A 25,385-nucleotide genomic window follows, 5' to 3' on the forward strand; every position below is an offset into this window, starting at 1 on the left:
GGGAGGGGGCGCTACCTGCGCCTGCGCTGCATTGGACAGAAGAGCAATGGCGGCACCGCAGAATAGCATGCCGCGATGGCTGCTCCGGACGCTCCCGCGCAACGCAAACACTCCGCTTCGACGTTCCAGTCGCACGAGCGGCCCCCTTTTTACGCAATACCAGGCGCCACTCCCTCACGACTGGCGCGTAGATACAATGGTCTTGCGCCGACACGAGAAGCTGGCGCGGGGAGATGAATTCGCGGACCTCATGTGACCGTTTCGTGTCTCGCGCGGCCGCACGAATACTAAGCGCGGCGACCTCGCCTGCCGCGGGGTGCTAGAAAGACTTCAACAGCTTGAAGTTGATCTTCGGCGTTTCGTCGTTGGTATCGTAGCGCGGGCCGGACAAGGGCACCGCGAGCTCGAGATTGGCGCCGAAGGTGCGGGTCAGGTCGGCGCGGACGCCGCCGCCGGCGGAGGCCAGCGAGCCGCTGCCGAAGCCGTTGTCGTGATTGGTCACCTCCCCGCCGTCGACGAAGGCGTAGAGCTGCGCACGCCGTGCAAGACCGAGCGGATTTTGCCAGAGATAGCGCAGTTCGGCGGTGCCGGCAGCGCCCTGGTCGCCGCTGCGTTCGGACCAGTCATAGCCGCGCAGGAAGCCGGTCCCGCCCAATCCCATCTCTTCCGAGATCAGCAGCGGCTGCGACGACAGCTGGCTGAGCACCGCGAGCCGGATGCTGAAATCGCCGCCCAGATCGCGCGTCCAGTCGGTCCAGGCGCTGAGGCTGGTGAAGCTGCTGTCGGCGTCGCGGCGCGAGGCCAGCGGATCGTCTGCCGCGGTCGCGCCGAGCGCGTCGAGTCCTTGCGACAGCGTCGTGCTGATTCGCAGACGCCCGCCCGCCAAGTCGGTATAGCCGTAGAGCGTGCCACGCGCGGCGACGATGCGATCGTCGCGTACCTTTTGGCCATGACGCCACTGGAGGAGGTTGCGCATGCCGAGCTCGCCCTCGAACCACAGGCTGGCGCTGCGCCGCCGCCAGAGCGGCTGGAGCACCGTCGCGCCGAGATACCAGCTGCGGCTGCGGATCCCGAGCGGCGTGAGATAGGCTCCCGGATCGGCGATAGAGCCGCTGGCGGACAGGGCCAATTCCGTGCCGCTGCGGCTGACGCGCTTCTCGTAGCGCACGCGGGCGAATTGCAGCTCGCCCGGCTCGAACACGGTTCCGGACCAGGTCAGCGTCAGCGAGTCGTCCGATGCCAGGAGCCCGTTGAAGTCGGCTTGCAGGGTCAGTTGCTCGGGTCCGAGCGGCTTGGTCCCTTCGTTGGTGAGCGTCGCCCGCGCGGCGACGCGGTCGGTCGACACCTTGACGACGAGCACGCCTTTGCCCTTTTCGCGCACGAAGCGGCTGCTGCGGATCCGGACGCCGTCGATATCGCCGGCGAGGAGCAGGCGGCGCTCCAGCGCGTCGATCTTCACCGGCGCGCCGCTCACCAGCGGCGAGAGCGCGGCGCGCACGGCGGGCTGTTCGGCACCGTCGAAGCGGACTTCGTCGACGCGCCCTTCATCCACGTCAACGGTAAGCACGCCGTTCTGCAGCTGCTGCGCGCCGATTCCGGCCGATGCAAAGACGTACCCCCGGCTACGCGCGCGCTGGGCGATCGCATTGGCGAGGTCGGCGAGCTCGGCAGGCGACAAGGTCCGGCCCACGCGCGTGGCGAGGATGTCCGCGAAGTCTGCCGGGGCGAGGCGTTGCAGCCCGCGCAGCACCACAGCGCCGACCAGCACTGTGCGAGCCGATTCGGCAACCGCTGCCGGCGCCTCCACATCGACGTGCACGGCGGGCCGCGGTGCGATGTCCTGCGGCGCGTGCTCTTCCTTCGCGACCGGCGGCTGCACGCGGTCGAGCGCATCCTGGGCGTGAGCGGCGGCACCCAAAGGCAGCGTGATCAGCAGAAGAGACGCGACCAGGCCGCGGGCGATGTACATGACGAAATCCTTCGCTCTGGCCGTAGCGAAGGAGCCGTTACGATTTCCTCAAGAGATCAACGCATTAACCACCTGTGCGAACCCTGACTTAAACATCAAGCGATTAGGGCCGAGCCTGGAGAATAGGGGCTTATCATGATCCGTGTCATCAAATCCGCCGCGTGCGCGCTGTTGCTGTCTGCCAGCCCCGTTGCGATGGCGCAGAGTGCCGGCTGGACGGTTAGCGAGGCGGCGGGAACCGTGACGGTGCGGGATGCCAGCGGCAGCCGCCCGGTGCGCCGCGGTACCGTGATCTCACAGGGTTCGACGCTCTCCACCGGCGCGGGCGCGCGCGCGATCGTGGTGCACGGCAAGGATTTCATGACCGTCAACGCGAACAGCCGCGTCCGCATTCCCGCCGTGGCCGAGCAACGCGGCATGTTCGACGTGCTCCAGGAATGGGGCAATGCGCTGTTCCAGATCGAGAAGAAGCCCAATCCGCATTTCGGCGTGCGCACGCCGTATCTCGCCGCCGTGGTCAAGGGGACGACCTTTTCGATCACCGTCACCGAGCAGGGGGCGTCGTTGCAGGTGGTCGAAGGCGCGGTCGAGACCTCGACCGATGACGGCGGCGCGCGCGAGCTGATCCGGCCAGGGGTGGTGGCGATCGTCTCCGCGGCCGATCGCTATCGGCTTACCGTGCAGGGGCAGGATACGCGGACGATCGACTCGCCTCAGCGTGACCCGTCCAACGCACCCTCGGCTGCCCCCGCGCCCAACGCACCGGCTGAACCGGCGCCGAACCAGAGCAGCGCTTCGGACGACGCCACAAGGTCTGAGGTCGCGGACAGAGCCGGCGCGGCGGAAGTTGCCGAAGTGCAGATGATCGATACGATGATCACGGCGACCCCGGCTGATCTCGGCAAGGTCACCGATGGTCTGGTCGGCGGCTCTACCGGTGTCCAGATTGCGAGCGTCGCGGCCGCCGCCGTGCGTGCGCCGACGGCGGAAGTGCGCGGCGAGGATCTCGGCGACAAGGGTAATGCCTCCGGCAGCGGCGCGGGCGATAGCAATGCGAATTCCGGAAGCGGCAAGGGCAATTCCGGAAGTGGCAGCGACAACTCTGGCAGCGGCAACAGCAACGCCGGTGGCAATGGGAATGGCAATGGCAGCTCCGGGAGTGGCAACGACAATTCGGGCAGCGGCAACAGCAACGCCGGCGGCAACGGAAATGGCAACGGCAATTCCGGGAACGGCAACGACAATTCGGGCAGCGGCAATAGCAACGCCGGCGGCAACGGGAATGGCAACGGCAATTCCGGGAACGGCAACGACAATTCGGGCAGCGGCAACAGCAACGCCGGCGGCAATGGGAATGGCAACGGCAATTCCGGGAACGGCAACGACAACTCCGGTAGCGGCAATAGCAACGCCGGCGGGAACGGGAACGGCAATGGCAATTCCGGCAACGGCAACGGCAACGGCAAGGACAAATAATCCGGAGGCTCGTTGACGCGCCCTTAGCATCCGCGCGCTAGGATCGCGTGCAGAGGGTGGCGATGATTGTGCTCAACAGGGTCTGGAAGCATTGGCGCAAGGCTGCGCTCGCGATCGGCGGCGCGCTCGGCATTGCCGCCGGCCTGTCGGGCGGGGGCGTGGGCATCGACCGGACGATCCACCAATTGGGGTGGAGCCTCGGCCAGCACCCGGCGTCGGGCGCGGTGCATATTGTCGAGATCGACGCGCGCAGTATCGCGGCGATCGACCGCTGGCCCTGGCCGCGCCAACATTATGCCCGGCTGGTCGGGCGGCTGCAGGCGGCGGGGGCGGCGAGTATCGCTTTCGATGTCGATTTCTCCTCGCCGTCGGAGCCCGGACAGGACGCCGCCTTCGCCGCGGCATTGGCAGGGGCAGGCGGAAACGTGGTGCTCCCGACCTTCAGCCAACGCGCGGGCGCAGGCTGGAGGGACTCGCTTCCGATCGCGCCGCTTCGCCAGCACGCGATGCTCGCCGCGGTCACCGTGCAGCCCGATGCGGACGGGCTCGTCCGGCGCATGCCGGTCGGAACGGTCACCGCCGGGACGCCGCGCCCCTCGCTGTCTGCGATGCTTGCCGGCACGGCAGGCGCGGCGGATTCGGACTTCCCGATCGACTTTGCGATCGCGCCGGGCTCGCTACCCCGGCACAGCTTTATCGATATCGCCGAGGGCCGTTTCGCCCCGGCCGACATCCGCGGAAAGGCCGTCGTGATCGGCGCCACCGCGATCGAGACCGGCGACCGTTATGCGGTGCCCAATCATGGCGTCCTTCCCGGCGTGGTGATCCAGGCGCTTGCCGCCGAGACCTTGCGGCGTGGCGTTCCGCACGAACCGGGCTGGCAATTGCCGTGGCTGTTCGGGCTCGCGCTCGGCGCTTTCATCCTGCGAGCGCGTACGAGGACCCGGCTGGCAGCGATCCTGATCGCCGCGCCCGCGCTGCTGGTCGGGTCTGGCGTGGCGCTGGACCGGCTGCTCCACTGGATCTTCCCGCTGGCCCCGGCGCTGGTCACGGTGGCTGCGGTCGGGCTTGCGGCCGTCACCATGCGATCGCTCGCCGCGGCGCGCCGCCGACGGCTCCACGATGCGGAGACGGGCCTGCCCAACCGGCACGCGCTGCACGATGCGCTGCGTAGCTATCCGGGCGAAGGCGTGCTCGCCGCGCACATCGCCGATTTCGACAAGCTGGCGGCCGGTCTCGGCGCGGCCGCGGCCGCGCAACTCGTCAAGCGCGTGCGCGACCGTATTGCGCTCGTGTCGGAGGGAGCGACGGTATACCGGATCGAGGACCGCGTGCTCGCCTGGCGCTGCTACGACCGATCCGATCTCGAGCAGCGGATCGCGACGCTCCGGACCGCGATGCTGAGCCCGATCGACGTCGCCGGCCGGCGCGTAGACGTGGCGATCGCGATCGGCTTTGCCGACGAAGCCGATGCGGGGGACCGTGCCATCGCCCAGGCGGGGCTCGCCGCGGCGCAGGCGCTGGCATCGGGCAGCGGCTGGCATGCACACCATTCGGACGACGGCGAAACGGTCGACCGCGAGCTCTCGCTGCTCGGCGAACTCGATGACGCGATCGAGCGCGGCGAGATCCAGGTCGTCTATCAGCCCAAGCTCGATCTCGCTGCCGATCGCATCGCCAGCGTCGAGGCGCTGGTCCGCTGGCAGCACCCATCGCGCGGCTTCCTGCGCCCGGATCTTTTCATCCCGCTGGCCGAACGCAACGACCGCATCGCCGGGCTGACACTGCACGTCCTGCGCCAGACCATCAACGATCTGCTGGGTTGGCACGCCCGCGGGCATGCGGTGACCGGCGCAGTGAACATTTCTGCCAAGTTGCTCAACTCGCCCGACTTTATCGCTTCGCTTCGTGCGCTCGTCGAGCGCAGCGCAATCGACCCCATCTGGCTGACCTTCGAAGTCACCGAGTCCGCGGCGATGAGCGATCCCGAGGGCGCCGCGACCGCCTTGCGGTCGTTCCGCGAAATGGGCATCGCCATTTCGATGGACGATTACGGGACCGGTCAATCGACCTTGAGCTATCTCAAGCAACTGCCGCTCAACGAGCTCAAGATCGATCGCAGCTTCGTCCAGTTCGCCCACCAGAATCGGGGCGATGGCGTGCTGGTGCGCTCGACCGTCAATCTCGCGCACGAGCTGGGTCTCAAGGTCGTGGCCGAAGGCGTCGAGGATGCCGAATGCCTTGCCTTTCTACGCGCGATAGGCTGCGATATGGTCCAGGGCTATTTCGTCAGCCGCCCGATCGCCGCAGCCGATCTCGAGCGATTGCTCGTGGAGCATATGCTGGCGGCGTGACCCGCGGACAGGTCCACGGCGAGGAAGCAATGTGACTTGAAGCGATCGTCTGGGTCTGGGAAGGCACGATAGAGGTCGCGCACGAGAAATATGGCTGGAAGGCCAGCTTGCCGATCCTCCTCGCCCCGCTGCTTCTCATCACCTTCGTCGTGTGGCTGCTGGTGCGCTAGTCCGCCGTCACATGGCAAAGTGCAGCACTGACGACACACTGCCGCCAATTCGTAAACCAAATGTCCGAATTAAAGTTGTTCCTCGCATCACTCTGTGACAGCTTGATTGCGGACGTTGGGGGCAGCGTGGCGCGAACGGCAGAAGCCGGCGCGCCTATTGGCGTACGGTCGTGCAAAAGCGGCCGGCGCCCTGCAGATCACCCCGACGCCACAGGGAGCGTAGAGGAGATTTAATGCTGTTCAGGGGACTTTTGGCCACGAGTTGTTGCGTTGCTGCTTTGGTTGCGATGCCGGTGTCCGCGCAGGCGCAGACGGATACCAGTAGCGACGCACTGGCGCAGGACGCAGGCGATCCGGTCGCTTCCGCCAAGATCGCTGCAGATGGTGATCGCGTCGGCGCCAGCGAGAGCGGCGAAGTGGTCGTTACCGGCACGCGCATCGTGCGCCCCAACAACCACTCGGCCGCGCCGATCGTCACTACCACTTCTGCCGAGATCGCCGCGCAGGGCGCGACCACGATCGAGGAAGTGCTCAACCGCCTGCCCCAGGTGCAGGTCAATTCGGAGCAGAACTTCAGCGACTCGGAAGGCCGCCAGCGCATCAAGCTGCGCAGCCTGGGCTATGAGCGCACGCTGATGCTGATCGACGGGCTGCGCATCGGCCTGCCCAACTCGGTCGACCTGGGCATCATTCCCAACGCACTGGTCGAGCGGATCGACGTGCTGACCGGCGGCGCTTCCTCGGTTTATGGTTCGGACGCCGTCGCGGGCGTCGTCAACTTCATCCTCAAGAAGAATTTCGAAGGTATCCGCGTCGACGGAAACTACAGCTTCTTCAACCACAACAACCGCAGCAGCGCGGTGACCGAGGCGGCGCAGCGTGCCGGCTTCAACGCGCCGCTCGGCGCGACCAATGATGGCGGCCGTGCCGATCTCAGCGTCGCCGCGGGCATCAATCTGTTCGACAATCGCGTCAACATCTCGGCGTTCGCGGATTATCGCCAGTCGAGCCTCGTCAAGCTGCGCGATCGTTCGAATGCGGTCTGCGAAGTGGTAACCAGCAGCCGCACCTCGCCGCTTGCCTGCTCGCGCGCCAGCTACACGCCCGCCGGCACGATCATCCCCCAAGCGGGCCCGAATGCGGGCACGCAGTACGTCAACAACCCAAATGGCAACGGCACCTTCATCCCGATCAACAGCGGACCGGCGGGCAGCTCGGCCAATCCGTATGACGATTGGGCGTTCCAGCGGCCGTTCAACCGCATCAATGCGGGTGGCTTCCTGACGGCGGAGATCTCGGATCACGTCGAACTCTACGTGAACGGTCTCTACTATCGCGACAAGTCGTACAACACGCAGCTGAACCGCAACTTCTCCTACACCGCGTACGGCTCGACGCCGTTCCAGGTGAACTGCGATAACCCGTTCCTCTCCGCCTCGCAGGCGCAGACGCTTTGCGGCGCAAACGCGGGCGTGGCAGGGCAATATGCCCCCCTCGACGTGCGCTATCGCTTCGATGGCCAGCCGCTGGTGCGCCAGGAATTCGTCAACGCCGGCTACCGTATCGTCGCTGGCGTGCGCGGTCGCGTTCTGGACAATGCCTGGTCCTATGACGTCGCCGGCATGATTTCGCGCGCGCAGCTCGACACGATCGACGTGCCGTTCGCGCGCTTCGACAACATCAACCGCTCGCTCGACGTTGTGAACGTGAACGGCCGCCCGACCTGCCGCTCGGTCGTCAACGGCACCGATCCCAGCTGTGCGCCGTTCAACGCCTTCGCGCCGTTCAACAACGATCCAGCGTTGAACAATTATCTCTTCGGCGGCGCGACCGGCGGCATCGCCAAGCGCGTTCCCCGCCTGCTCCAGTTCCTCGGAACGGTAAGCGGCGATCTCGGCAAATACGGCATCACCTCGCCCTTCGCCGAGCAGGGTATCGCAATCGCGCTCGGCGCCGAATTCCGCTCCGAGATGGACCGCACCGACTATAACGAGATCTTCCGCGAGAATAACGGCAGCGGAGACAACAGCCGCGCTACCCAGACCATCCTGGAAGGCAATGTCGAGCTTCAGGCGCCGCTGGTCGAGAACCAGTCTTGGACGAAATTGCTGCAGCTGAACGCGGGCTACCGCGTGTCCAAGTACAACCGCCTCGAGGACAAGTTCGGCACTTGGAAGGTCGAGGGCATCTGGTCGCCCGTCTCGGACATCATCTTCCGCGCCTCGTACAACAAGTCGCAGGCGGCGCCGGGCGTCGGCGCGGCGGCCAACGCGTCCAACATCTTCTGGAACCAGGGCTTCTACGCCGATCCCTGCGCACCGCAGATCAACGCGTCCAACCCGGGTGGCCCGCGCGTGGCGCCGTCCTGGTCGGCGCAGCAGTGTGCCAATACCGGCTTGCCCACCAACCTCTACAACAGCGCGACGCTAATCTGCCCGAACGATGCCTGCACCGTTCGCGAGGGCGGCTTCGCGCTGCGGCCGGAAACCGCCTACAGCAAGACGTTCGGCGTGGTGCTGCGTCCGCGCTTCGTGCCGGGCCTGACGGTGTCGGTCGACCGTTGGCTGATCGACCTCGAGGATCAGCTGGAATTCTTCAATCCGCTCGACTGGCTGAACGGCTGCCTGACCACCGGCAACGACTATTATTGCCGCGGCATCGTGCGCAACGCCGACGGCACGCTTTCGAGTTCGCCAACGACCAGCCCGGCGACCGGCTGGGTCTCGCGCGGTTCGACGAACGGTTACAAGTCCAAATCCCATGGCTGGGATTTCCAGGGCCAGTATGATGTCGGCCTGGGCGACGTTGGTTCGCTCGACATGAGCTTCAACGGCACGCTGATGACGCTGGTTGGCAGCCAGGGCGCGCCGGACATCACGCCGCGCGACTGCACCGGCTATTTCGGCAGCGGTTGCGGTGAGAGCTTGCCAACCTGGTCGCACCAGTTCCGCACCACCTGGACGTCGCCGGACCGCTTCGCCAGCGTGTCGCTGAACTGGCGTCACCGCAGCGCTATGCCGATGACGGCGTATGCACCCGCCAGCACCGGCATCCCGGCGCTGCCGGAAGGCGACAAGCGCGACGCGTTCCCGGGCATCAAGGCCTATGACTGGTTCGACCTGGCGTTCACGTTCGACATCAACAAGCAGATGACGTTCCGGCTCGCCGCGAACAACATCTTCGATCGCGACCCGCCGATCGTGCCCGACAGCCGCAGCCGCATCGGCCTGCTGCGTGGCAACACGATCATGGGCTACGACCTGCTCGGCCGGCAGATCGTCGCAGGCGTTTCGCTCCGGCTCTGACATGTTCATCCCCCCGGGCGCACGTCCGGGGGGATTTTTCTATCCGATAGAAGAGCCTGCGATCCGCTCTAGCCTTGCCGAAAAAATGCCCTCCGGCCGAAGCCGGAGGACGAGGGGCAGGGATCAGAAGCTCAGCGCCGCGCTGAAACGAAACGAACGCCCGAGAATGGGTCGAGCGAGGATCGGACCCTGGCCCTGTCCGCCGATGATGCGCGGATTGCCTTCGGTGAGACCAATCTCGTCGGTCAGGTTGTTGCCAGTGACCTGCAGCTTCAGCCGCTCGCCGATATCGACCGAGACGCCGGCATCGAGCTGGTAGAAATGCGGGAGCAGCTGCTGGTTCTCGGGGTCCGAATAGCGGTCGCCGGTATATTGCAGCGTTGCGAACACCGACGGCTTGATCGTGCCGAGATCCACTGCATAGGCAGGGGTCACGCGCCACGCCCAGCGCGGCTGGCGCTGGACGCGGTTGCCGGTATTATCGGTGGTGCCGCCACCGGTGAAGAAATCCTCATAGGTCGAATCGAGATAGGTCCCTGCGGCCGACAGGCTGAAGCCGCGGAACGGCCGGAGCGCGCCTTCCAGCTCGACGCCGGTCGCCTTGGCACCGCCGATCTGGCTGAGCGGCACATTGTTGACGAGCTGGGTGCTGGCAAGCCCGTCGAACTTGTTGTGGAACAGCGTGGCGTAGAGATTGAGCCACGGCATCGACACCTTGAGCCCGCCTTCATAGGTCTCGACCTCGGCCACGGTGGCGAGGCCGCTATTGTTGGCGATGTCGGCGTCGGAGGCATCGCGCAGATTGTCGAATTGGGGGAAGCTGTTGCCGCGGCTGTAGCGCGCGAAGAAGCCGATCTGGCGCGACAGGTCATAGTTGACGCCGGCGGTCCATGACCAGGCGGAATCCGAATAGTCGATGAAGCGCGGCCCGCCGAGCACGGTCACGGCATTGTCGTAGAGCGTGTTCGGATTGCCGTCGAGATTGACCGTCGCTGCGGCGGGAGTCCGGATCGTGGCGTCGACGGCGTGGCGCTGCCAGCGGGCGCCGCCGTCGATCCGCAGTTCAGGCGTGATCTGGAACTCGTCCACGGCGTAGAAGGCGGTGTCGCTGCCGTCATATTGCGCGTTCACCTGGAAGCCCGGTCCGCTGGTGAAGCCGTTGCGCGTGGCGACGCGGCCGCCATTCAGCGTGAGATTGAGCAGGTGTGCATTGGGCTCGGCGGTCAGCAGCACTTGGTTGCCGAGCGACCAGACGTCGTTCGACGTGTAATTCGCGTAGTAGAAGCCGCCGGTGAGCTTGTTGCCGCCCGAGGACCACTCGATCGCGGAATCGGTCACGAACGAGCTGATCTTCTTGCGCACTTCCCAGACGCCGGCGCGCATCACCTGCGCGTTGGCGCCGCCCGCGACCGCGCCGCCGCCGCTCACATAGCTGAGGCTCGCGACCGTGGAGTCGGCGCCGCCCAGCGCGACCGCTTGCGCCGCAGCCGATCCCGGCGGGCCGTCGGGAACCAGGCCGATCGTGTCGGCATTGCCGCCGAGATAGGCGGTCCGTTCGCGCAGGCGCAGCCCGTCGGCGACTTCGTAATCGAAGGTGATGCCGCTGTTGAACACGTCGGCGCCACGCCCTTCGGCAAGGTCCACGGTGCGGCCGACCACATTGGTCGTGATGCGGGTCTCGCGTCCGGCGAGCACGCCGCTGCCGGCGTCGAACCCGGGATAGGCGCTGATCTCGCCATTGGTCGAGACCACCGGGATCGGCAGCAGCCATTGGCCGTGATCGTTGAGATAGCGCGCATAGATCTCGACCGAGCCGCGCTCGCCGAAATCATGATGCACGTTCGCAGTAACCTGGCCGCCCTTCTCGGCGCGAAACTGCGGATCGCGCACGCCGTTGCCCTGGGCGTAATAGCCGCCGATCATGAAGCCGGTGTCGTCATTGAGCGGACCCGAGATCCAGGCGTCGCCGCGGATCTCGCCGTAATCGGTGTAGGATATCTTGGCGAGCCCGTGGAAATCGCTGCCGCCGGTGCGCGGGACGACGTTGACGGTGAGGCCGGGTTGGCCATTCGAGAAGAGCGAGCCGGTGCCGCCGCGCACTGCCTCGACGCGCTGCACCGTCTCGTCGAGCCGGATCAGCTGCGAATTCTCGAGGAAGGAGAGCGTCGAGGGCGGAAACACCGGCACGCCGGCAAGCTGGAAGGTGACGAACTGCGCGTCGCCGCCCGAAGGATAGCCGCGCACGAAGATGTTGGCGCCGTTCTGGCCGCCCGAGCTCTCCGCCATCACGCCGGGAACGGTGCGCAACAGGTCGGCGGTGCTGTTCGGCGCGGCGCGCTCGATCGCGTCGCTCGACAAGGTCGTCACGGCGAAGGCCGCGTCCTGGCGGCGCGTCCCGCCGCCGGCGGTTCCGACCACGACGATCTCTTCGCCGTCATAGCCGGGCTCGCCGATATCGGGCGTGCCGCCTTCGGCGCGTTGGGCTGAATCGGCGGCTTGGGCAGCACCCGTGTCGGGCGCCTCCTGGGCGTGCACAATGGACGCTGCGAGCGCGAACGGTGCGGCGCTCAGCATTAGAAATGCAGTGCGAAGCATCTTGACCTCCCCTTGAAGGATCGCGGGCACACTTGCCTCGCGTTCGCAAATGCTATGCAATTATGAAATGCTTTTCAAGACGTCAGTGTGACGAGGTTTTCACGACGCTTGCTGTACAGGCGAGGGATCGCCTACCAAGCCAAGATGAGCGCGAGCACGATCAAGAAGGACGGCAGTCAACCCGGCGGGCTGGCGCGGCTGACGATGCAGGACATCGCGCGGCTCGCCGAGGTCTCGACGCCCACCGTGTCGCGCGTGCTCAACGGCAGCCCGCTCGTCACCGAGGAAACGCGCGAGCGCGTGCTCGAAGTCGCCCGCGCGCATGGCTATGCCGTCAATCGCAACGCCCAGAAGCTGCGTCACGCGCGCACCAATACCGTGGCGGTGATGCTCGATTTCGGCTCGCATCGGCACGGCGCGATCGGCGATCCGTTCATCTTCGAATTGCTCGCCGGCGTTTCCGAGGCGCTTTCGGTGCGCAACCAGGACCTTCTGCTGTCGCCGCCGGGGTTGGACGACGTGCGCGCCTTTCGCGACTTCCACCGCGCCCGCGGCGCCGATGGCTTCATCGTGCTCGGGCAGGGGACGCGCGACGAGATGCTGCGCACGCTCGGCAAGCACGACATTCCGCTCGTCGTGTGGGGCGCGGTGTCGCCCGATGCCGGCTATTGCGCGGTGGGCAGCGACAATCTCGGCGGCGGGCGGCTCGCGGGCGAGCATTTCGTCGCCCATCGCCGCCGGCGCTGGCTGTTCGTCGGCGACATCCGCCACGAGGAGCTTCGCCTCCGCTACGAGGGGCTCAAGCTCGCCGCGAAAGGGGCCCGCAACGTCAGCATCGACTTGCTGCCGATCGCTTCCATGGCGTTCACCGTGACGGCCGAAACGGTCGCGTCCTATCTCGCCGGGGTGGCACCGCCCGACGCGGTGTTCGCCTTTTCGGACACTGCGGCGATGGCGGTGATCGGCGCGTTCCGCGATCGCGGGCTGGCGGCGCAGCGCGACTATTCGCTGGTGGGCTACAACAACATCCCGCCCTCGGCGCATTTCCATCCGGCGATCACGACGATCGACCAGAAGACCGATGTGGCGGGCGCGCTGCTCGTCGAGAAATTGATGGAGCAGATCGAGGGCGAGCGCCCCGCCTCGGTCGTGCTGCCGACCCGGATGGTCAAGCGCGAGACTTGAGGGGAAATTTGGAATTGCTGTCAGCCGCCAGCTGCCCCGTGCGGTCAATCGATTATCGGCTGCGTGTCGGCCAGCGTCACGTCCTTGATCGCCAGACCATCGCTCGCGTCGAACCTGATATCGACTGTCCAACGATCTTCGATCGTCGGTGAGCGCTCCGGGGCCTTGGCAAGCTGAACGCTGATGCAGTCCGCGCCTGGCCTGTCGTTGCAATCGCCGACGCTCAGGATGGCGCGTGGCAGCAGGGAGGCGATGCTCCTGCGAACGTCGGCGGCGCAAAGTGGCCGAACCTGGACCTCGGGCGGGTAGGGCAGGCAATGCAGGCCGAAGGGCAGGCTGCCCGGATGCTTGGCAGCGGCCACCACCGCATCGATGAGGCGCGCGCCGAGATAGGCGCGCTTCGGCTCGGCATCGAACCAGGCATCCATATCGGATCGTTGCCGACAGGCCCGCGCCAGGCGCGCCCAATATGCCTTCGTCGACGCCTTGCCGAGCGGAGCGAGGCTCCCCGCCACGGCATATACGGGCCGTAACCACTTGCCGTCCGAAGCCGGTACCACCCGAGAATTGGAGAAACCGCCGGCAACCTGAAAGCGGCGCGCCTCGCACATGCCTGGTCCGGGGCCGGGCTTCGCAGGCGGATAGAAATCGTGAATTTCAGCCCCCGACCGCAGGAGGTCCCGCCGATGAGCGACGAAGGTGTCGACATGGCCGCCAGTCAGTTGATCGGCAAATCGCTGTACGCCCAGTCCGCTGGTCGGGTCGAACAGCCGACCGTTCGGCTGTGGCGGCACGTTCGGATAGGGTTCTCCCCAGAGGTCATCCGGACGATCGTCGACACTGGCCGCTCGCGAGGTATAGGACAGCTCGGCCGTTTTCACCGGCCCGCAGCCTGCGAGCATCAGGCAGATGCTCCCCACGCTGGCCGCGAGGGTGAGATCGCTTCTTCGCCCTGCCATATGCTTGATGATGACCGGAACTGCCGACCTTGGCAACGAGCCTCACTTGGGTCCGCAGCGTAAAGCGCCACGCATTGTTCTTGAAATCGTTATCAAAGCTCCGCTATCTCCAGTCGACAAGCTGGAGGAGCGGGTTTTGGCGGGCGGGGAACGCGATCGGCGGCAGGATCTGACGTTCACCGACCATGGGTGGACGCTCGTCATCGACGGAGACGATTCCGAACGCGAAGGCTGGGCCGGAACGATGCTCGCGCTGTCGAACGGCACGATCGGCGTGCGCGGCGTGCTCGAGGAGCGGGCGCACGCTTCGACCTTTCTCGCCGAAGCGTTCGAACAGAGCCCGATCCACTATCACGAACATCTTCACGGGTTCGCCGATACCTCCGATACGCGCGTGCCCGTCGCCGAGCCGCTGGGGCTGCGGGTCCTGCTCGACGGCGTCGCAGTCGATTTCGCGACGGCGGAACTCGCCGAGACGAGCCGCGCGCTCGATCTGCGCTCGGGGCTGTTGCGTCGCCGCTCGCGCTGGGTGCTCGCTGACGGACAGGAACTCGTGATCCATGCCGAGCGGCTGGTGCCGATCGACGGCACGCCGGTGCTGCTGCGCCGCCTCCGCGTGGCCGTGAATGGAGCGGCCGCGACGCTCGAGCCTTTCCTCGCCCCGGCGCCGCGCGCCGCAGGACAGTCGGACGATCCACGCATCGGCGTGCATCTCGCCTCGGGCGGCTTCGCGACCGAACATGCCGAGACCCGCTGCGTCGTCGAGCGGCTGCCGGGAAGCGGTGTCGGCGTGGCGACGGTGCAGGCGTCGGAAGCGCAAGGCGACTGGCTGGTCGTCGCGACCGGCTACGCGGCTGGGACCGGTGCTTCGGATGCACTGCGCGGCGAGGCGGAGGCGCGCGCCGACGCGGCACTGCGCATCGGTTTCGATGCGGCGCTCGCAGCCCAGCGCACGGCGTTCGCAGCATTTTGGGATCGCGCCGAGGTCCGTATCGACGGCGATGCCGAGACCAGCGCGGCGCTGCGCGTCAACCTGTTCCACTTGTTCACGTCGGCAGGGCGCGACGGGCGGTCGAGCGCGGCGGCCAAGGGCCTCACCGGCGAAGGCTATGAAGGCCATTATTTCTGGGACACCGAGGCATTCATGCTGCCGGTGTTCGCGGTGACCGCTCCCGAGGTGGCGCGCGCGATGCTCGTTTACCGCTTCGGGACGCTCGATGCCGCGCGTGCCAATGCCCGTGCGCTCGACCACGAGACGGGCGCGCTCTACGCCTGGCGGACGATCGCGGGGCGCGAATGCTCGGCGCATTATCCCAGCGGATCGGCGCAATATCACATCAATGCGGCGATCGGCTTCGCGATCGGCTTCTACGCCGATGCGACCGGCGACGACGCCTTCCTGTTCGAGATGGGCGCGGAGATGCTGATCGAGACCGCGCGGCTGTGGCTGGCGCTCGGCGATTGGCAGGCGGACGGTTTTCACCTCCACGGGGTGACCGGCCCCGATGAATATACAGCCTTGGTCGACGACAATTGGTACACCAATCGCATGGCGCAGAAGCATCTGCGGCTAGCGCGCGTTGTCGCCGAGCGCATGGCCGCGGCGGCGCCCGCGGCATGGGAAGAGCTGTCGCGCAAGATTACCTTGCAAGACAGCGAGCTGGAGGCGTTCGCACGCGCCGCCGATGCGATGCACCTGCCTTTCGATACGGGGCGCGACCTCGATGCGCAGGATGCCAGCTTCCTGACCAGGCCGCGCTGGGACGTGGCGGGAACCGCCAAGGACCGTTTCCCGCTGCTGCTGCATTATCACCCGATGACGCTGTATCGCCATCAGGTCTGTAAGCAGGCCGATATCGTGCTCGGCATGGTGCTAGGCGGCGAAGAGGTGTCGCTGGCGCGCAAGCGGCGGGTGTTCGAATATTACGAGCCGATCACCACGCATGATTCGACGCTGTCGGCATCGAGCTTCGCGATTCTCGCCAGCGAAGTAGGGGAGGACGACGCTGCGCTCGGCTTCTTCCGCGATACCAGCTTTGTCGACATCGAGGACCAGCACGGCAACACCGATCACGGCGTGCACATGGCATCGCTCGCCGGATCGTGGCTGGCTCTGGTCTGGGGCTTTGCCGGGTTCCGCCCGGGCGAAGGCAGGTTCGGCTTCCGGCCGACACTGCCGGCGGCGTGGCAAGGCTATCGCTTCGGCATGCGCTGGCGGGGAAGCGAGCTGCGCGTGACGGTGGGTGGTGACGGCGCGCATTACGAAGTCGTCGCCGGGTCGCCGCTGGCGTTCGCGCACAATGGCGACGCGGTCCGCATCGCGCCGGGCGAAAGCTGGACCGGAGCACTCGCCCGATGACCTTCCCGCGTCCGCTCGGCGGCGTCGCCTTCGACCTCGACGGGGTGCTCACCGATACTGCGCGCGCGCATTACCGGGCGTGGAAGCGGCTCGCCGACACGCTAGACATACCGTTCGACGAAGCCGCCAACGAGGCGCTCAAGGGCGTCGATCGGATGGGCAGCCTGGCGCTTATTCTGGGGGACCGCCCAGGGTTCGATGCCGCGCGCCGCGACGCGCTCGCTGCGCGGAAGAACCAATGGTATCTCGACGAGATCGCCAGTTTCGGTCCCGGCGACCTGTTTCCCGGCGCGCGCGAGGCGGTGGAGCAGTGCCACGCCGCGGGGCTGGCGGTCGCGCTGGCCTCGGCCAGCCGCAATGCGCCGTTGCTGCTCGATCGACTGGGGATCGCCGATCGATTCGACGTGGTGATCGATCCTGCCAGCGTCGCGCGCGGCAAGCCGGCGCCCGACATCTTCCTCGCGGCCGCAGCCGCCACGGGTGTGGCGCCCGCGGCGATGCTGGGGGTCGAGGATTCGGCGGCGGGGATCACCGCGATCCGCGACGCCGGGATGCCCGCGCTCGGGATCGGTCCAGCAGGATCGCTGCCAGGGGCGGATCGGATGATCGCTTCGATCGCCGACTTCCGGCTAAGCGACTACGCCGCGGTCTGATCGCGCGCCGCCGCGACGCGGGCGATGACTCGCGCCAGCCACCACAAGGCCGCGCCGATCAGCGCGATCGGCACCAGCACGAGATAAAAGGCGACCTGTCCCGAGAAGCGATCGAACACCAGGCCGGTGATGATCGAGCCGACCGTGCCGCCTAGCGCCGAGAAGATCACCATCAGCCCGACCATGGTCGCGTGGCGCTGCTGCGGCAGCGCGCTCAGCACCACCGACGAGACGATCGGATAGATCGGTGCCATGAACACGCCGATCAGCGGGAAGATGTAAGCGGCGATCGGCGCGCTGAACCAGGTCACGTCCGGGCGCAATGCGAGCCCGTGCGTTGTCGGCAAGGTCAGCAGCACGAGCGCCGCCATCGCCACCAGGCAGCCGAGCAGCAGCCGCAGCCAGCCGAGCCGCGCGACGAGGCCGCTCGCGCTCAGCCGCCCGACCGCGAGCGCGGCGACGAAGATGCTCGAGGCCTGCACGCTCATCGCGCTCGGCAAATGGAGGACCTGGTTGTTGAAGGTCGGCAGCCAGGTGCCGATGCTCTGCTCGACCAGCACGTAGAAGAAGATCGCGGCGAGGAAGGCGATCGTCGAGGGCAGGATGACGAGCGCGATCATGTCGCGATAGCCGGGTGCCGCGATCTCGCCGCCGGCATGGCCGCGCTCGTCGAGCGGGGCAAACCACCACAGCAAAGCGGCGAGCGCGGCGAGCGCGGCGATCACGCGATGGACATGGAGCCAGTCGTGCCCGGTGTGGTCGCCGCCGATGAACCAGCCGAACATCCAGATGCCGACCAGGATGCCGATCATGAACACGCCCTCGATCAGGCTGGTCAGACTGGCATGGCCTTCGCGGTCGGGGCGCACGAGGCCGATCGATGCATAGGTCGCGACCTTGGCGATGCCGAAGCACAGGCCGGTGAGCACGAAGAAGAACTGGGTGGCGACGAAGCTGTTGGCGACCGACATTGCCAGCGCGCCGGCGGCGATCGCCAGCATCACCAGGATCTGCGCGCGGCGAAACCCGAAGCGCGGCAGGTGGACCGCGAACAGGAACGACGCCGCGACCACCGACAGGTCCTTGCACGCCTCGAGGCTCGCCGCTTGCGGCTTGGTGACGCTGTAATGCTGGATCGACTGGAGGATGACGGTGCCGACGCTGTTCATCAGCAGGCCGAGCACGGCATAGCTGGTGGCCAATGCCATAATGGCGAGTGCCGGACGCCCCATGATCTTCTCCCTCATATTATTTTGACGCACGCTAGCTCGGCTCGGTGCGTTATGGAATGGTTTTCATAAGCACGCGGCCGAGGCATGTACGCTCGGTGCGGTATTTTGGAGATTGTCGCGCGCTCGGCTATCGCTGCGCGCGCCTCAAGGGCGGGAAGATCAGTCGATGACCCAATCCGGCGAACATCTGGCGCGCGATCCGAAGCGCGTTCGCTCGGTCGTCATCCTGGGGGGCGGGACCGCCGGTTGGATGGCGGCGACCGCGCTGGCGCGCCAATTCGGTGGCACGCTCGACATCACGCTGCTCGAATCAGACGAGATCGGCGCAGTCGGCGTCGGCGAGGCGACGATCCCGACGATCCACTGGTTCAACGCGCTGATCGGGCTCGACGAAGCGGCGTTCCTCCGCGAGACCAAAGCGAGCTTTAAGCTGGGCATCGAGTTCGTCGACTGGGTACGGCCGGGCTATCGCTATTTCCATCCGTTCGGCACGTTCGGGGTGCAATCGGGCGGCGTCGCCTTCCATCATCGCTGGATCAAGGCGCAGGCCGAGGGGCTGGATCTGCCGCTTTCGACCTTCTCGCTGGCGGAGCAGCTCGCCGGGCAGGGGCGCTTCGCCAAGCCGGCGGGGGACGTGCGGTCGATCCTGTCGACGCTCGGCTACGCCTATCATTTCGACGCCGCGCTCTACGGCAGGCATTTGCGCGCCATCGCCGAGGCGGCCGGCGTCACGCGGGTCGAGGGGCGGCTGCAGGCGGTCGGGCGCGATCCGCTGAGCGGATTGGTGACTGCGCTGACCACCGAGCGCGGTGAACGGCTGGAAGGCGAGCTGTTCATCGATTGCTCGGGGTTTCGCGCGCTGCTGATCAAAGGCGAGATGACAAGCGCGTTCGAGGATTGGTCGCATTGGCTGCCCTGCGACCGCGCCGTCGCGGTTCCGTGCGAGCGGCTCGATACGACGACGCCGTTCACGCGCTCGACCGCGCGGGCGGCGGGGTGGCAATGGCGCATCCCGCTGCAGCACCGGATCGGCAACGGCCATGTCTTCTCCAGCCGCTTCGTCAGCGAGGACGAGGCAACCGCGACGCTGATGGCTAGCCTCGACGGAGCCGCGCTTGCCGAGCCATGGACGCTGCGCTTCACCGCGGGGACGCGGCGCAAGGCCTGGATCGGGAATGTCGTGGCTTTAGGGCTTTCCTCGGGCTTTCTCGAGCCGCTCGAATCGACGTCGATCCATTTGATACAGAGCGGCATCGCCAAGCTTCTGACGCTGTTTCCCGATCGCGACATGGATCCGATGCTGGCCGAGCGCTACAACGCGCTGCTGAACGCCGACATGGACAATATCCGCGACTTCCTGATCCTCCATTACCACGCCAATCCGGGCCGGACCGAGCCATTCTGGGCCGAGCGGCGCGCGATGCCGCTGCCCGAGAGTCTAGTGGCGCGCGAGGCACAGTACCGCCGCTCGGGACGGTTGATGCTGGGGAGCGAAGAGCTATTCCGCGAGGCGAGCTGGCTGGCAGTGCTCAACGGGCAGGAGATTGTGGCGGAGGACTATAATCCCCTCGCCGACACGCTCGACAGCGCGGCCAATCTCGCGCAGCTCCGCCAGATTGCTGAGGTGGTCCAGCGCGCGACGCCGACGCTGCCGCTGCACGACGCGGCGCTGGCGGCGGCGATGGGGCAGGGGTGAACCGGCCCGACATCGTCGCGCGGAGGGTCGGCGCCGAGCAGCAGCCGATCGCGATCGTCGACGGCTTCCATCCCGATCCCGACGCGCTGCGGGCGGCGGCGCTGGCAGCGCGCTTCGAGCCGGGGTGGCATCATTATCCGGGCATTCGCGCGCCGCTGCCCGACGGCTATTTCGCGCAGGTGCGGCCGGCGCTGGCCTCGGTGCTGCGCGTGGTGTTCGGGCATGATGCGGGCGTCGAACTGCTCGACGCCAGCTTCTCGATCGTCACGACGCCGCCCGGGGAACTGGCGGTCGAGCAGAGGTTGCCGCATGTCGATGCGGTGCAACCGGGACGCATCGCGCTGGTCCATTATCTCTCGCCCGACGGCGGCGACGGCACCGCATTCTTTCGCCACCGGGCGACGGGATATGAGACCGTCGAGGCCGCGCGTTCGACGCCTTATCTCGCTGCGCGCAACACCGAGCTGCGCAGCGAACCGGCTGCTGCTTATCCGTTCGGCGACACTGCGCTGTTCGAGCGGATCGCGCATGTCGAGGCACGGTACAATCGCGCGGTGATCTACCGCAGCCAACAGCTCCACAGCGGCGCGATCGCTCCCGATGCGGTGCTCGACCGCGACCCGGCGACCGGGCGCCTGACGATCACTGCTTTCCTGTCGCTGGGTTAGCTCGCCCCAACCGCCTGAGTCAGCGTCGTCGCGCTTGACCCTCTTTTGGCGGCTGGACCGCGAGATAGACGGTGCTCCAGAGCTGGGCGGCGTTGGACTCGTCGACGTCCGCCTTGCCGGCCCCGAAAGCCACGACCTTGTAGCGGCCGTTCTCGAAGGCCCAGGACCAGAGCTCGGAGCTCTGCGTCGCGCGGGTCGCCTGGATCGCGCGCCATAGCTTCGCCTGTGCCTCCCTGAGCACATTGCGCGTGGCGGGCGGCAGGTCGGTGCGGGTGAGCTGCCGCGCGAGGCCTGCGGCGAACATCGCCTGCTGCCACGACCACACGACCGCGCCGTGATAGGCGGCGGGGGTGAAGCGGTCCTGCACCTCGGCGGTGGCCAGCGCCGGGTTGGCGACGAGCAGGCCGATATCGGTCATCAGCCCCGCCGGGAAGGGCCGCGCGAGTGCGCCGACATAGGTCTGCAGGTCGGCCGGATCGGGATGGCCGAAGAGCAGCGCGAAGCCCTCGTCCGAATTGAGGATCGGCACCGGTTTGCCGTGATCGTCGAGCGCGATCGCGTGATAGCGCAGCGCCTGGCCGTCGAGCGCAGCCAGCGCGGGCGCGGCCGGGACGCCGACGCGGGCGGCATAGTCGCGGACGCGGGATGCGGCGAATGGCGCGGGGGCCTCTACCGCGAACAGCCCGGGTGCCGCGTCGCGCCACGTCGCGGCCATCGCCGCGGCGCGCATGAAGGCGGCGCGATCGGCCGGCGTCAGATAGGCATCGAGCAACCCGGCGCGCAGCAGCTTGTCCGCCGCTTCGAGCGCCGCGGGGACGAGCACGGCGTTCACGTCATAGGGATAGCGGCCGCGGCCGATGCCTTCCTCGCTGTCGCGCCATTGGCCGGTCATCCGGCCCTTATGGATCGCGACCAGCTGGTTCCAGCGCGGATCGTGCGCGAAGGGCTGCGCCTGGTCGAGGACGAAGCGGAGGTTGCGCACCAGCAGCGCGCCGGCGGGTTCGGCGGCGGCGGGTTGCGCCTCGCCGCTTATTCGCGACGCCAGGAAGGTGCGCGCTGCGGCGGGCGTCGCATGGCCGAGCAGATATTCCGCTGCCACAGGTGCGAGCATGTAATCGTCGTCGATCATGCCATAGTCGAGCGTCGCCGCGGCGCCGCCGGGCTGGCGGTGCTGGGCGTGATCGACCAGTGCGAATTCTGACAGGCCTTCCTCGTGCGCGACTTCGCCGCCGGGATTGAGGCGGGCGAGCACCGCACCCAGCCCGGCTTCGACCGCCGCGCCCTTGAGTGCGGGCATTAGCAGGCGCACCGACATCAGCGTGTCGCGCCCGAAATAGGTGTCGAAGCGCCACGAGCCGGCGAGGAACTTCTCGCGGTAGCTGAGGAAGGCGAGGGCATTGCGCCCGGCGGGATCGGCGGCCGCGCGGGCGTTGAGCAATTCGGCCTTGCTGAGGCCGGTGAGAGGCGTGTCACCGGTCGCGGCGACGATCTTCATGCGGATGCGGCCGTCGCGCCCTGCGACGATAGTGCCCCCCTCGATGCGCCCGCTGAGCACTTCAAGCTCGAGCATGTAGCCGGGGGCGCCGTCGACGCGGTCGCGGGCGTAGACGATGCGGTTGCCCTCGACGCGCGGCGCTACCGCGACTTCGGCGGGGAAGCGGCTGACCGCCTGATAGTCGCGCAGGAAGCGGACATTGGATAGCACTGCTTGCTTGAGGACGAGGCGCGGTGCGTCGATCGTCGCCACGGTCTCGATCCCGTTGAGCGGGCGGCCCTTGCCGTCGGCGAGGGATAGCGGGCGGGGAGACTGGTCGAGCCGCCAGATCGCAGCGCGGGCGAGCGGTTCGAACCACAGCCCGACTCCGCTATTGCCGGCCGGAAAGGCGACGAGGATGCGCGGATCGCTGCCGTTTCGCAGCAGCAGGTGCGCCGCGACCTTGCCGTCGCGGACGAAGGCATTGAGGTTCTGCCCCTCGGTGAGGCTGTAGGCGAGTTCGGGCGCCTTGCCGCGTTGCTGCGCCATCGCGCTCGAGGCCATCACCGTGCCGGCGAGGAGCAATCCCGCTGCCAGTGCCATCCGCATCGAACCTCGCATCCGTCTCTCCTCGTAATCGATACGAAAAGGCGCGGCGAACCTCTCGATTGCCGCGCCTTCCTTTTCACTCTTCCGGCGATCAGAACTTGAACGTGATCGTGCCGCCATAAGTCGCGCCGACGATGCCGCGGGCGTAGAAATAGCCCTCGGTGATCGCCTGGGTCTGCCCCTGGCGCGGATTGCCTTCGGTCAGGCCGACCACGTCGAAGATATTGTCGGCATTGACGCTCAGCTGCAGCCGGTCGCTGAGGTTGAACGAGGCGCCGAGGCTCGTCACGCCGTAGCTCGGCAGCGCCACGCCGTTGCCGGCATCGGCGTAGATCTTGCCGATATATTTGTAGCGGCCATAGACCTCGCCGAGGCCGTTGGGCAGCCGGAAGGTCGGCGTGATCGTGAACAATTGCGCCGGAGTGCGCTCGGGGCGGTTGCCCTCGAAGCCTTCCTGGTTGGCGCCGTTGATCGCGAGGTTGACCAGCTTGGGGTCCTGGAACACGCCCTGGAAGTCGATCGAGAAGAAGTCGACCGGACGGACGTTGAGGTCGAGCTCGACGCCGTTGGTGCGCAGATCGGCGTTGATGTTGCTCTGCTGGGTCGGGTTCACCGGATCGGCGAAATTGTAGTTCTGGTTGCGGAAGTTGGTGCGGAACACCGTCGCCGACCCCGAGAACAGGCGGCCATGCTGGTAGCGCAGGCCGGCTTCGTACAATTCGATTCCGGTAATCGGATCGACATTGTTCATCTGGAAACCGTTGGCGTAGCGCGCATAGACCGAGAAGCTCGGCGTGATCAGGTAGTTTGCGCCGAAGGTATAGGCCACCGCCCGCTTCTTGGCGCGGCGGACCGCATAGGTGCCGTCCCAGCTCGACCCGACCGTGGGGAGCACGCCCGCGGTACCCGCCGGAACCGGCTCGTTGACCGTCGCCTGGTTGCCGTCCCACGCCGTGGCGCTGTCCTGCTCCCAGCGCACGCCTGCGTCGAGGTGGAGATCGCCGATCGAGAGTTCGTCGTTCGCATAGAGCGAAACGCTCGAATCCTTCCGGCTGCGGATGCCCGCGCCCCAATCGCCGTACGAGACCAGGCCGTTGTCCGACAGCGTGCCGATGACATTGTTCGCCACATCGAGCGCGACGACGTCATAGATGTCGCTGTTGGTGCGGACGTCGTTGACCACGCTTGCGGTTGCCGACTGATCCTGGTCGCGCTTGGTGTTGTAGTACATCACGCCCGCGGTCAGCGAGTTGGTGAAGCTGCCGCTCTCGAAGTTCCAGCGGCCGCCCAGGTTCATGCCGAAATCATAGGCGTCGATCGCGTCATGGTTGAGCGTGGTGCGCTGAAGGAAGCCGTTGCCGTTGAGCGCGTTGAGCTCGGCGGTCTGGTTGGCACCGAGCACCTGGCCGGTGCGCAGGTTCTTGATGCCGAAGCGCGTCCGCGTCGGAAACGCGGCAGTCCCGAGCGTCAGCAGGTCGTTGATCGGCGAGTTCGCGCCCGGGGTCAGATAATTGACAGCGCTGGTCAGCCCGGCATTGCCGGTGCCCGAGCCCGGGAACAGGCCGTTGAAGTCATACGAATAATCGAGATAGCGGCCGTGACCGAACAGCGTGAACGAGTCGCTGACCGGCTTCTCGAAGTCGAGCCGCGCCTGCCAGGTCTTGGCGACGACGCCGTCGCGATACTTGAAGTCGCGATAGCCGCTCGAATGCGCGGTCGTCGCCGCCGGCACCGCGATGTTGGTGAAGGCATCGCCGCCGACATTGCCGAACTGGGTGTCCAGGCTGGGAATGCCGGTCGGCTCGCCGTCCTGGAAGCGATAGGGCTGGTCGGCATAATAAGCGTTTTCGACATTGCCGCCCTTGCCCGATAGGCGGACATAGCCGCCATCGTCGAAGCGATATTCGAGCATCCCCTTGAGGCGCCAGCCCTGATAGTCGAACGGGTTCTTGCGCACGCCGGGGCTCGACTGGATATAGCCGCCGACGTTGAAGGCGAGCTTGTCGGTGATCGGCTGCGAATAATAGAAATCGCCGCGCTTGAGCACGTAATTATAGCCGGTGAAGCGGACCGCACCCTCGGGCTTGTCGAAGTTCGGCGCCTTCGAGATGAAGTTGATCGTCGCGCCCGCGCCGTTGACGGTGAGCACGCCCGACGAGCCGCCCTTGACCGCCTCGAGGCGATCGATGGTCAGGTCGGGATCGAAGAAGAAGTCGGCGCCGCCGCCGCCATAGAGGATCGGCAGGCCGTCTTCCTCGAGCTGGACGAAGCGCTGGCCGCCGCCCTGCAGGCCGCGCACCGAATAATTGTTCGAGATCTGGCCGGCGGTCGCTTCGACGAAGATGCCGGGAACCAATTCGAGCAGGTCCGCGGTCGAGCGCGGCGCCTTCTGATCGATCAGCTCGCGATTGGCGAGGGTGATGTCGGCCGAGGCGGTGATCAGCGGGCGGTTGGGCGTGGTCTGGCCGGTGACGACGATCTCGCCCTCGTCGGCGCTCGTACCCTGCGCGGCAGGCGCGGTCGTGTCGGGGGTTGCGGTCTGGGCCTGCGCGGCGAGGGGCAACAGGGCTGCACTGGCCAGTAATGCGGCGCGAGCGCCCGCGCGAACGGTAAGCAACATACATCCTCCTCCCCGGGCCGGAATCTCACAGACTTCGGCGGTTGATACGGGCGGATTAATC

The 25,385-nt window shown here is 66.8% G+C and carries 14 protein-coding genes; 8 read left to right on the plus strand and 6 right to left on the minus strand.

Going from position 1 to position 25,385, the window contains the following annotated elements; translation table 11 throughout:
* Nucleotides 1–319 precede the first annotated feature (319 nt).
* A complete protein-coding gene (locus tag AC3WJI_RS06800) occupies nt 320–1,969 on the minus strand; it encodes a ShlB/FhaC/HecB family hemolysin secretion/activation protein (RefSeq protein ID WP_492756499.1) in 1,650 nt (549 codons plus the stop codon).
* Nucleotides 1,970–2,104: 135 nt separating this feature from the next.
* Here AC3WJI_RS06800 and AC3WJI_RS06805 point away from each other — a divergent pair, with 135 nt between their 5' ends.
* From AC3WJI_RS06805 to AC3WJI_RS06815, 3 genes are all read left to right on the plus strand, one after another.
* Nucleotides 2,105–3,445, plus strand: a complete 1,341-nt coding sequence (locus AC3WJI_RS06805; protein ID WP_492756500.1) for a FecR domain-containing protein — start codon at nt 2,105–2,107, stop codon at nt 3,443–3,445.
* A 47-nt stretch (nt 3,446–3,492) separates the two neighbouring features.
* On the plus strand, nt 3,493–5,799 hold the full coding sequence (locus tag AC3WJI_RS06810) for a putative bifunctional diguanylate cyclase/phosphodiesterase (protein ID WP_492756501.1): 2,307 nt from the start codon (nt 3,493–3,495) through the stop codon (nt 5,797–5,799).
* Nucleotides 5,800–6,256: 457 nt separating this feature from the next.
* A complete protein-coding gene (locus AC3WJI_RS06815; RefSeq protein WP_492756502.1) occupies nt 6,257–9,274 on the plus strand; it encodes a TonB-dependent receptor plug domain-containing protein in 3,018 nt (1,005 codons plus the stop codon).
* A 123-nt stretch (nt 9,275–9,397) separates the two neighbouring features.
* On the opposite strand, the gene AC3WJI_RS06820 is transcribed toward AC3WJI_RS06815, so the two are convergent.
* On the minus strand, nt 9,398–11,869 hold the full coding sequence (locus AC3WJI_RS06820; RefSeq protein ID WP_492756503.1) for a TonB-dependent receptor: 2,472 nt from the start codon (nt 11,867–11,869) through the stop codon (nt 9,398–9,400).
* 144 nt (nt 11,870–12,013) lie between these two features.
* Between AC3WJI_RS06820 and AC3WJI_RS06825 the strand changes: the two genes are divergently transcribed.
* Nucleotides 12,014–13,054, plus strand: a complete 1,041-nt coding sequence (locus AC3WJI_RS06825) for a LacI family DNA-binding transcriptional regulator (RefSeq protein ID WP_492756504.1) — start codon at nt 12,014–12,016, stop codon at nt 13,052–13,054.
* A 44-nt stretch (nt 13,055–13,098) separates the two neighbouring features.
* Here the strand turns inward: AC3WJI_RS06825 and AC3WJI_RS06830 are convergent, their stop codons facing one another.
* The gene (locus AC3WJI_RS06830) at nt 13,099–14,013 is read right to left on the minus strand and encodes a hypothetical protein (RefSeq protein ID WP_492756505.1); all 915 of its coding nucleotides are present in this window, start codon (nt 14,011–14,013) and stop codon (nt 13,099–13,101) included.
* Between the two features lie 136 nt (nt 14,014–14,149).
* On the opposite strand from AC3WJI_RS06830, the gene AC3WJI_RS06835 reads away from it, so the two are divergent.
* Both AC3WJI_RS06835 and pgmB read left to right on the plus strand, forming a co-directional pair.
* Nucleotides 14,150–16,372 (plus strand): glycoside hydrolase family 65 protein, encoded by a 2,223-nt coding sequence (locus AC3WJI_RS06835; protein WP_492756506.1) that lies wholly within the window; start codon nt 14,150–14,152, stop codon nt 16,370–16,372.
* Nucleotides 16,369–17,025: a beta-phosphoglucomutase gene (pgmB, locus tag AC3WJI_RS06840; protein ID WP_492756507.1), complete on the plus strand. Its 657-nt coding sequence runs from the start codon at nt 16,369–16,371 to the stop codon at nt 17,023–17,025. The genes AC3WJI_RS06835 and pgmB overlap by 4 nt, the downstream gene beginning before the upstream one ends.
* On the opposite strand, the gene AC3WJI_RS06845 is transcribed toward pgmB, so the two are convergent.
* Nucleotides 17,010–18,257 carry an MFS transporter gene (locus AC3WJI_RS06845; protein WP_492756508.1) on the minus strand — a complete coding sequence of 416 codons (1,248 nt, stop codon included), beginning with the start codon at nt 18,255–18,257 and terminating at the stop codon, nt 17,010–17,012. The genes pgmB and AC3WJI_RS06845 overlap by 16 nt on opposite strands.
* 166 nt (nt 18,258–18,423) lie before the next feature.
* Between AC3WJI_RS06845 and AC3WJI_RS06850 the strand changes: the two genes are divergently transcribed.
* Entirely contained in the window at nt 18,424–19,953 is a 1,530-nt protein-coding gene (locus AC3WJI_RS06850; RefSeq protein ID WP_492756509.1) for a tryptophan halogenase family protein, read from the plus strand.
* Nucleotides 19,950–20,621 carry a DUF6445 family protein gene (locus tag AC3WJI_RS06855; protein ID WP_492756510.1) on the plus strand — a complete coding sequence of 224 codons (672 nt, stop codon included), beginning with the start codon at nt 19,950–19,952 and terminating at the stop codon, nt 20,619–20,621. Before AC3WJI_RS06850 ends, AC3WJI_RS06855 begins: the two co-directional genes overlap by 4 nt.
* Nucleotides 20,622–20,640: 19 nt before the next feature.
* Here AC3WJI_RS06855 and AC3WJI_RS06860 read toward each other — a convergent pair whose 3' ends face one another.
* Nucleotides 20,641–22,716: a hypothetical protein gene (locus AC3WJI_RS06860; protein WP_492756511.1), complete on the minus strand. Its 2,076-nt coding sequence runs from the start codon at nt 22,714–22,716 to the stop codon at nt 20,641–20,643.
* Between the two features lie 79 nt (nt 22,717–22,795).
* Nucleotides 22,796–25,324, minus strand: a complete 2,529-nt coding sequence (locus AC3WJI_RS06865) for a TonB-dependent siderophore receptor (protein WP_492756512.1) — start codon at nt 25,322–25,324, stop codon at nt 22,796–22,798.
* Nucleotides 25,325–25,385: the final 61 nt, after the last annotated feature.

It is taken from the genome of Sphingomonas sp. FW306-1B-B10E (assembly GCF_058782005.1).

Coding starts and splice junctions, on each gene's coding strand:
- AC3WJI_RS06800 (WP_492756499.1), bottom strand. CDS start 1,969: ATGTACATCGCCCGCGGCCTGGTCGCGTCTCTTCTGCTGATCACGCTG.
- AC3WJI_RS06805 (WP_492756500.1), top strand. CDS start 2,105: ATGATCCGTGTCATCAAATCCGCCGCGTGCGCGCTGTTGCTGTCTGCC.
- AC3WJI_RS06815 (WP_492756502.1), top strand. CDS start 6,257: ATGCCGGTGTCCGCGCAGGCGCAGACGGATACCAGTAGCGACGCACTG.
- AC3WJI_RS06820 (WP_492756503.1), bottom strand. CDS start 11,869: ATGCTTCGCACTGCATTTCTAATGCTGAGCGCCGCACCGTTCGCGCTC.
- AC3WJI_RS06825 (WP_492756504.1), top strand. CDS start 12,014: ATGAGCGCGAGCACGATCAAGAAGGACGGCAGTCAACCCGGCGGGCTG.
- AC3WJI_RS06830 (WP_492756505.1), bottom strand. CDS start 14,013: ATGGCAGGGCGAAGAAGCGATCTCACCCTCGCGGCCAGCGTGGGGAGC.
- pgmB (WP_492756507.1), top strand. CDS start 16,369: ATGACCTTCCCGCGTCCGCTCGGCGGCGTCGCCTTCGACCTCGACGGG.
- AC3WJI_RS06845 (WP_492756508.1), bottom strand. CDS start 18,257: ATGGGGCGTCCGGCACTCGCCATTATGGCATTGGCCACCAGCTATGCC.
- AC3WJI_RS06850 (WP_492756509.1), top strand. CDS start 18,424: ATGACCCAATCCGGCGAACATCTGGCGCGCGATCCGAAGCGCGTTCGC.
- AC3WJI_RS06860 (WP_492756511.1), bottom strand. CDS start 22,716: ATGCGAGGTTCGATGCGGATGGCACTGGCAGCGGGATTGCTCCTCGCC.
- AC3WJI_RS06865 (WP_492756512.1), bottom strand. CDS start 25,324: ATGTTGCTTACCGTTCGCGCGGGCGCTCGCGCCGCATTACTGGCCAGT.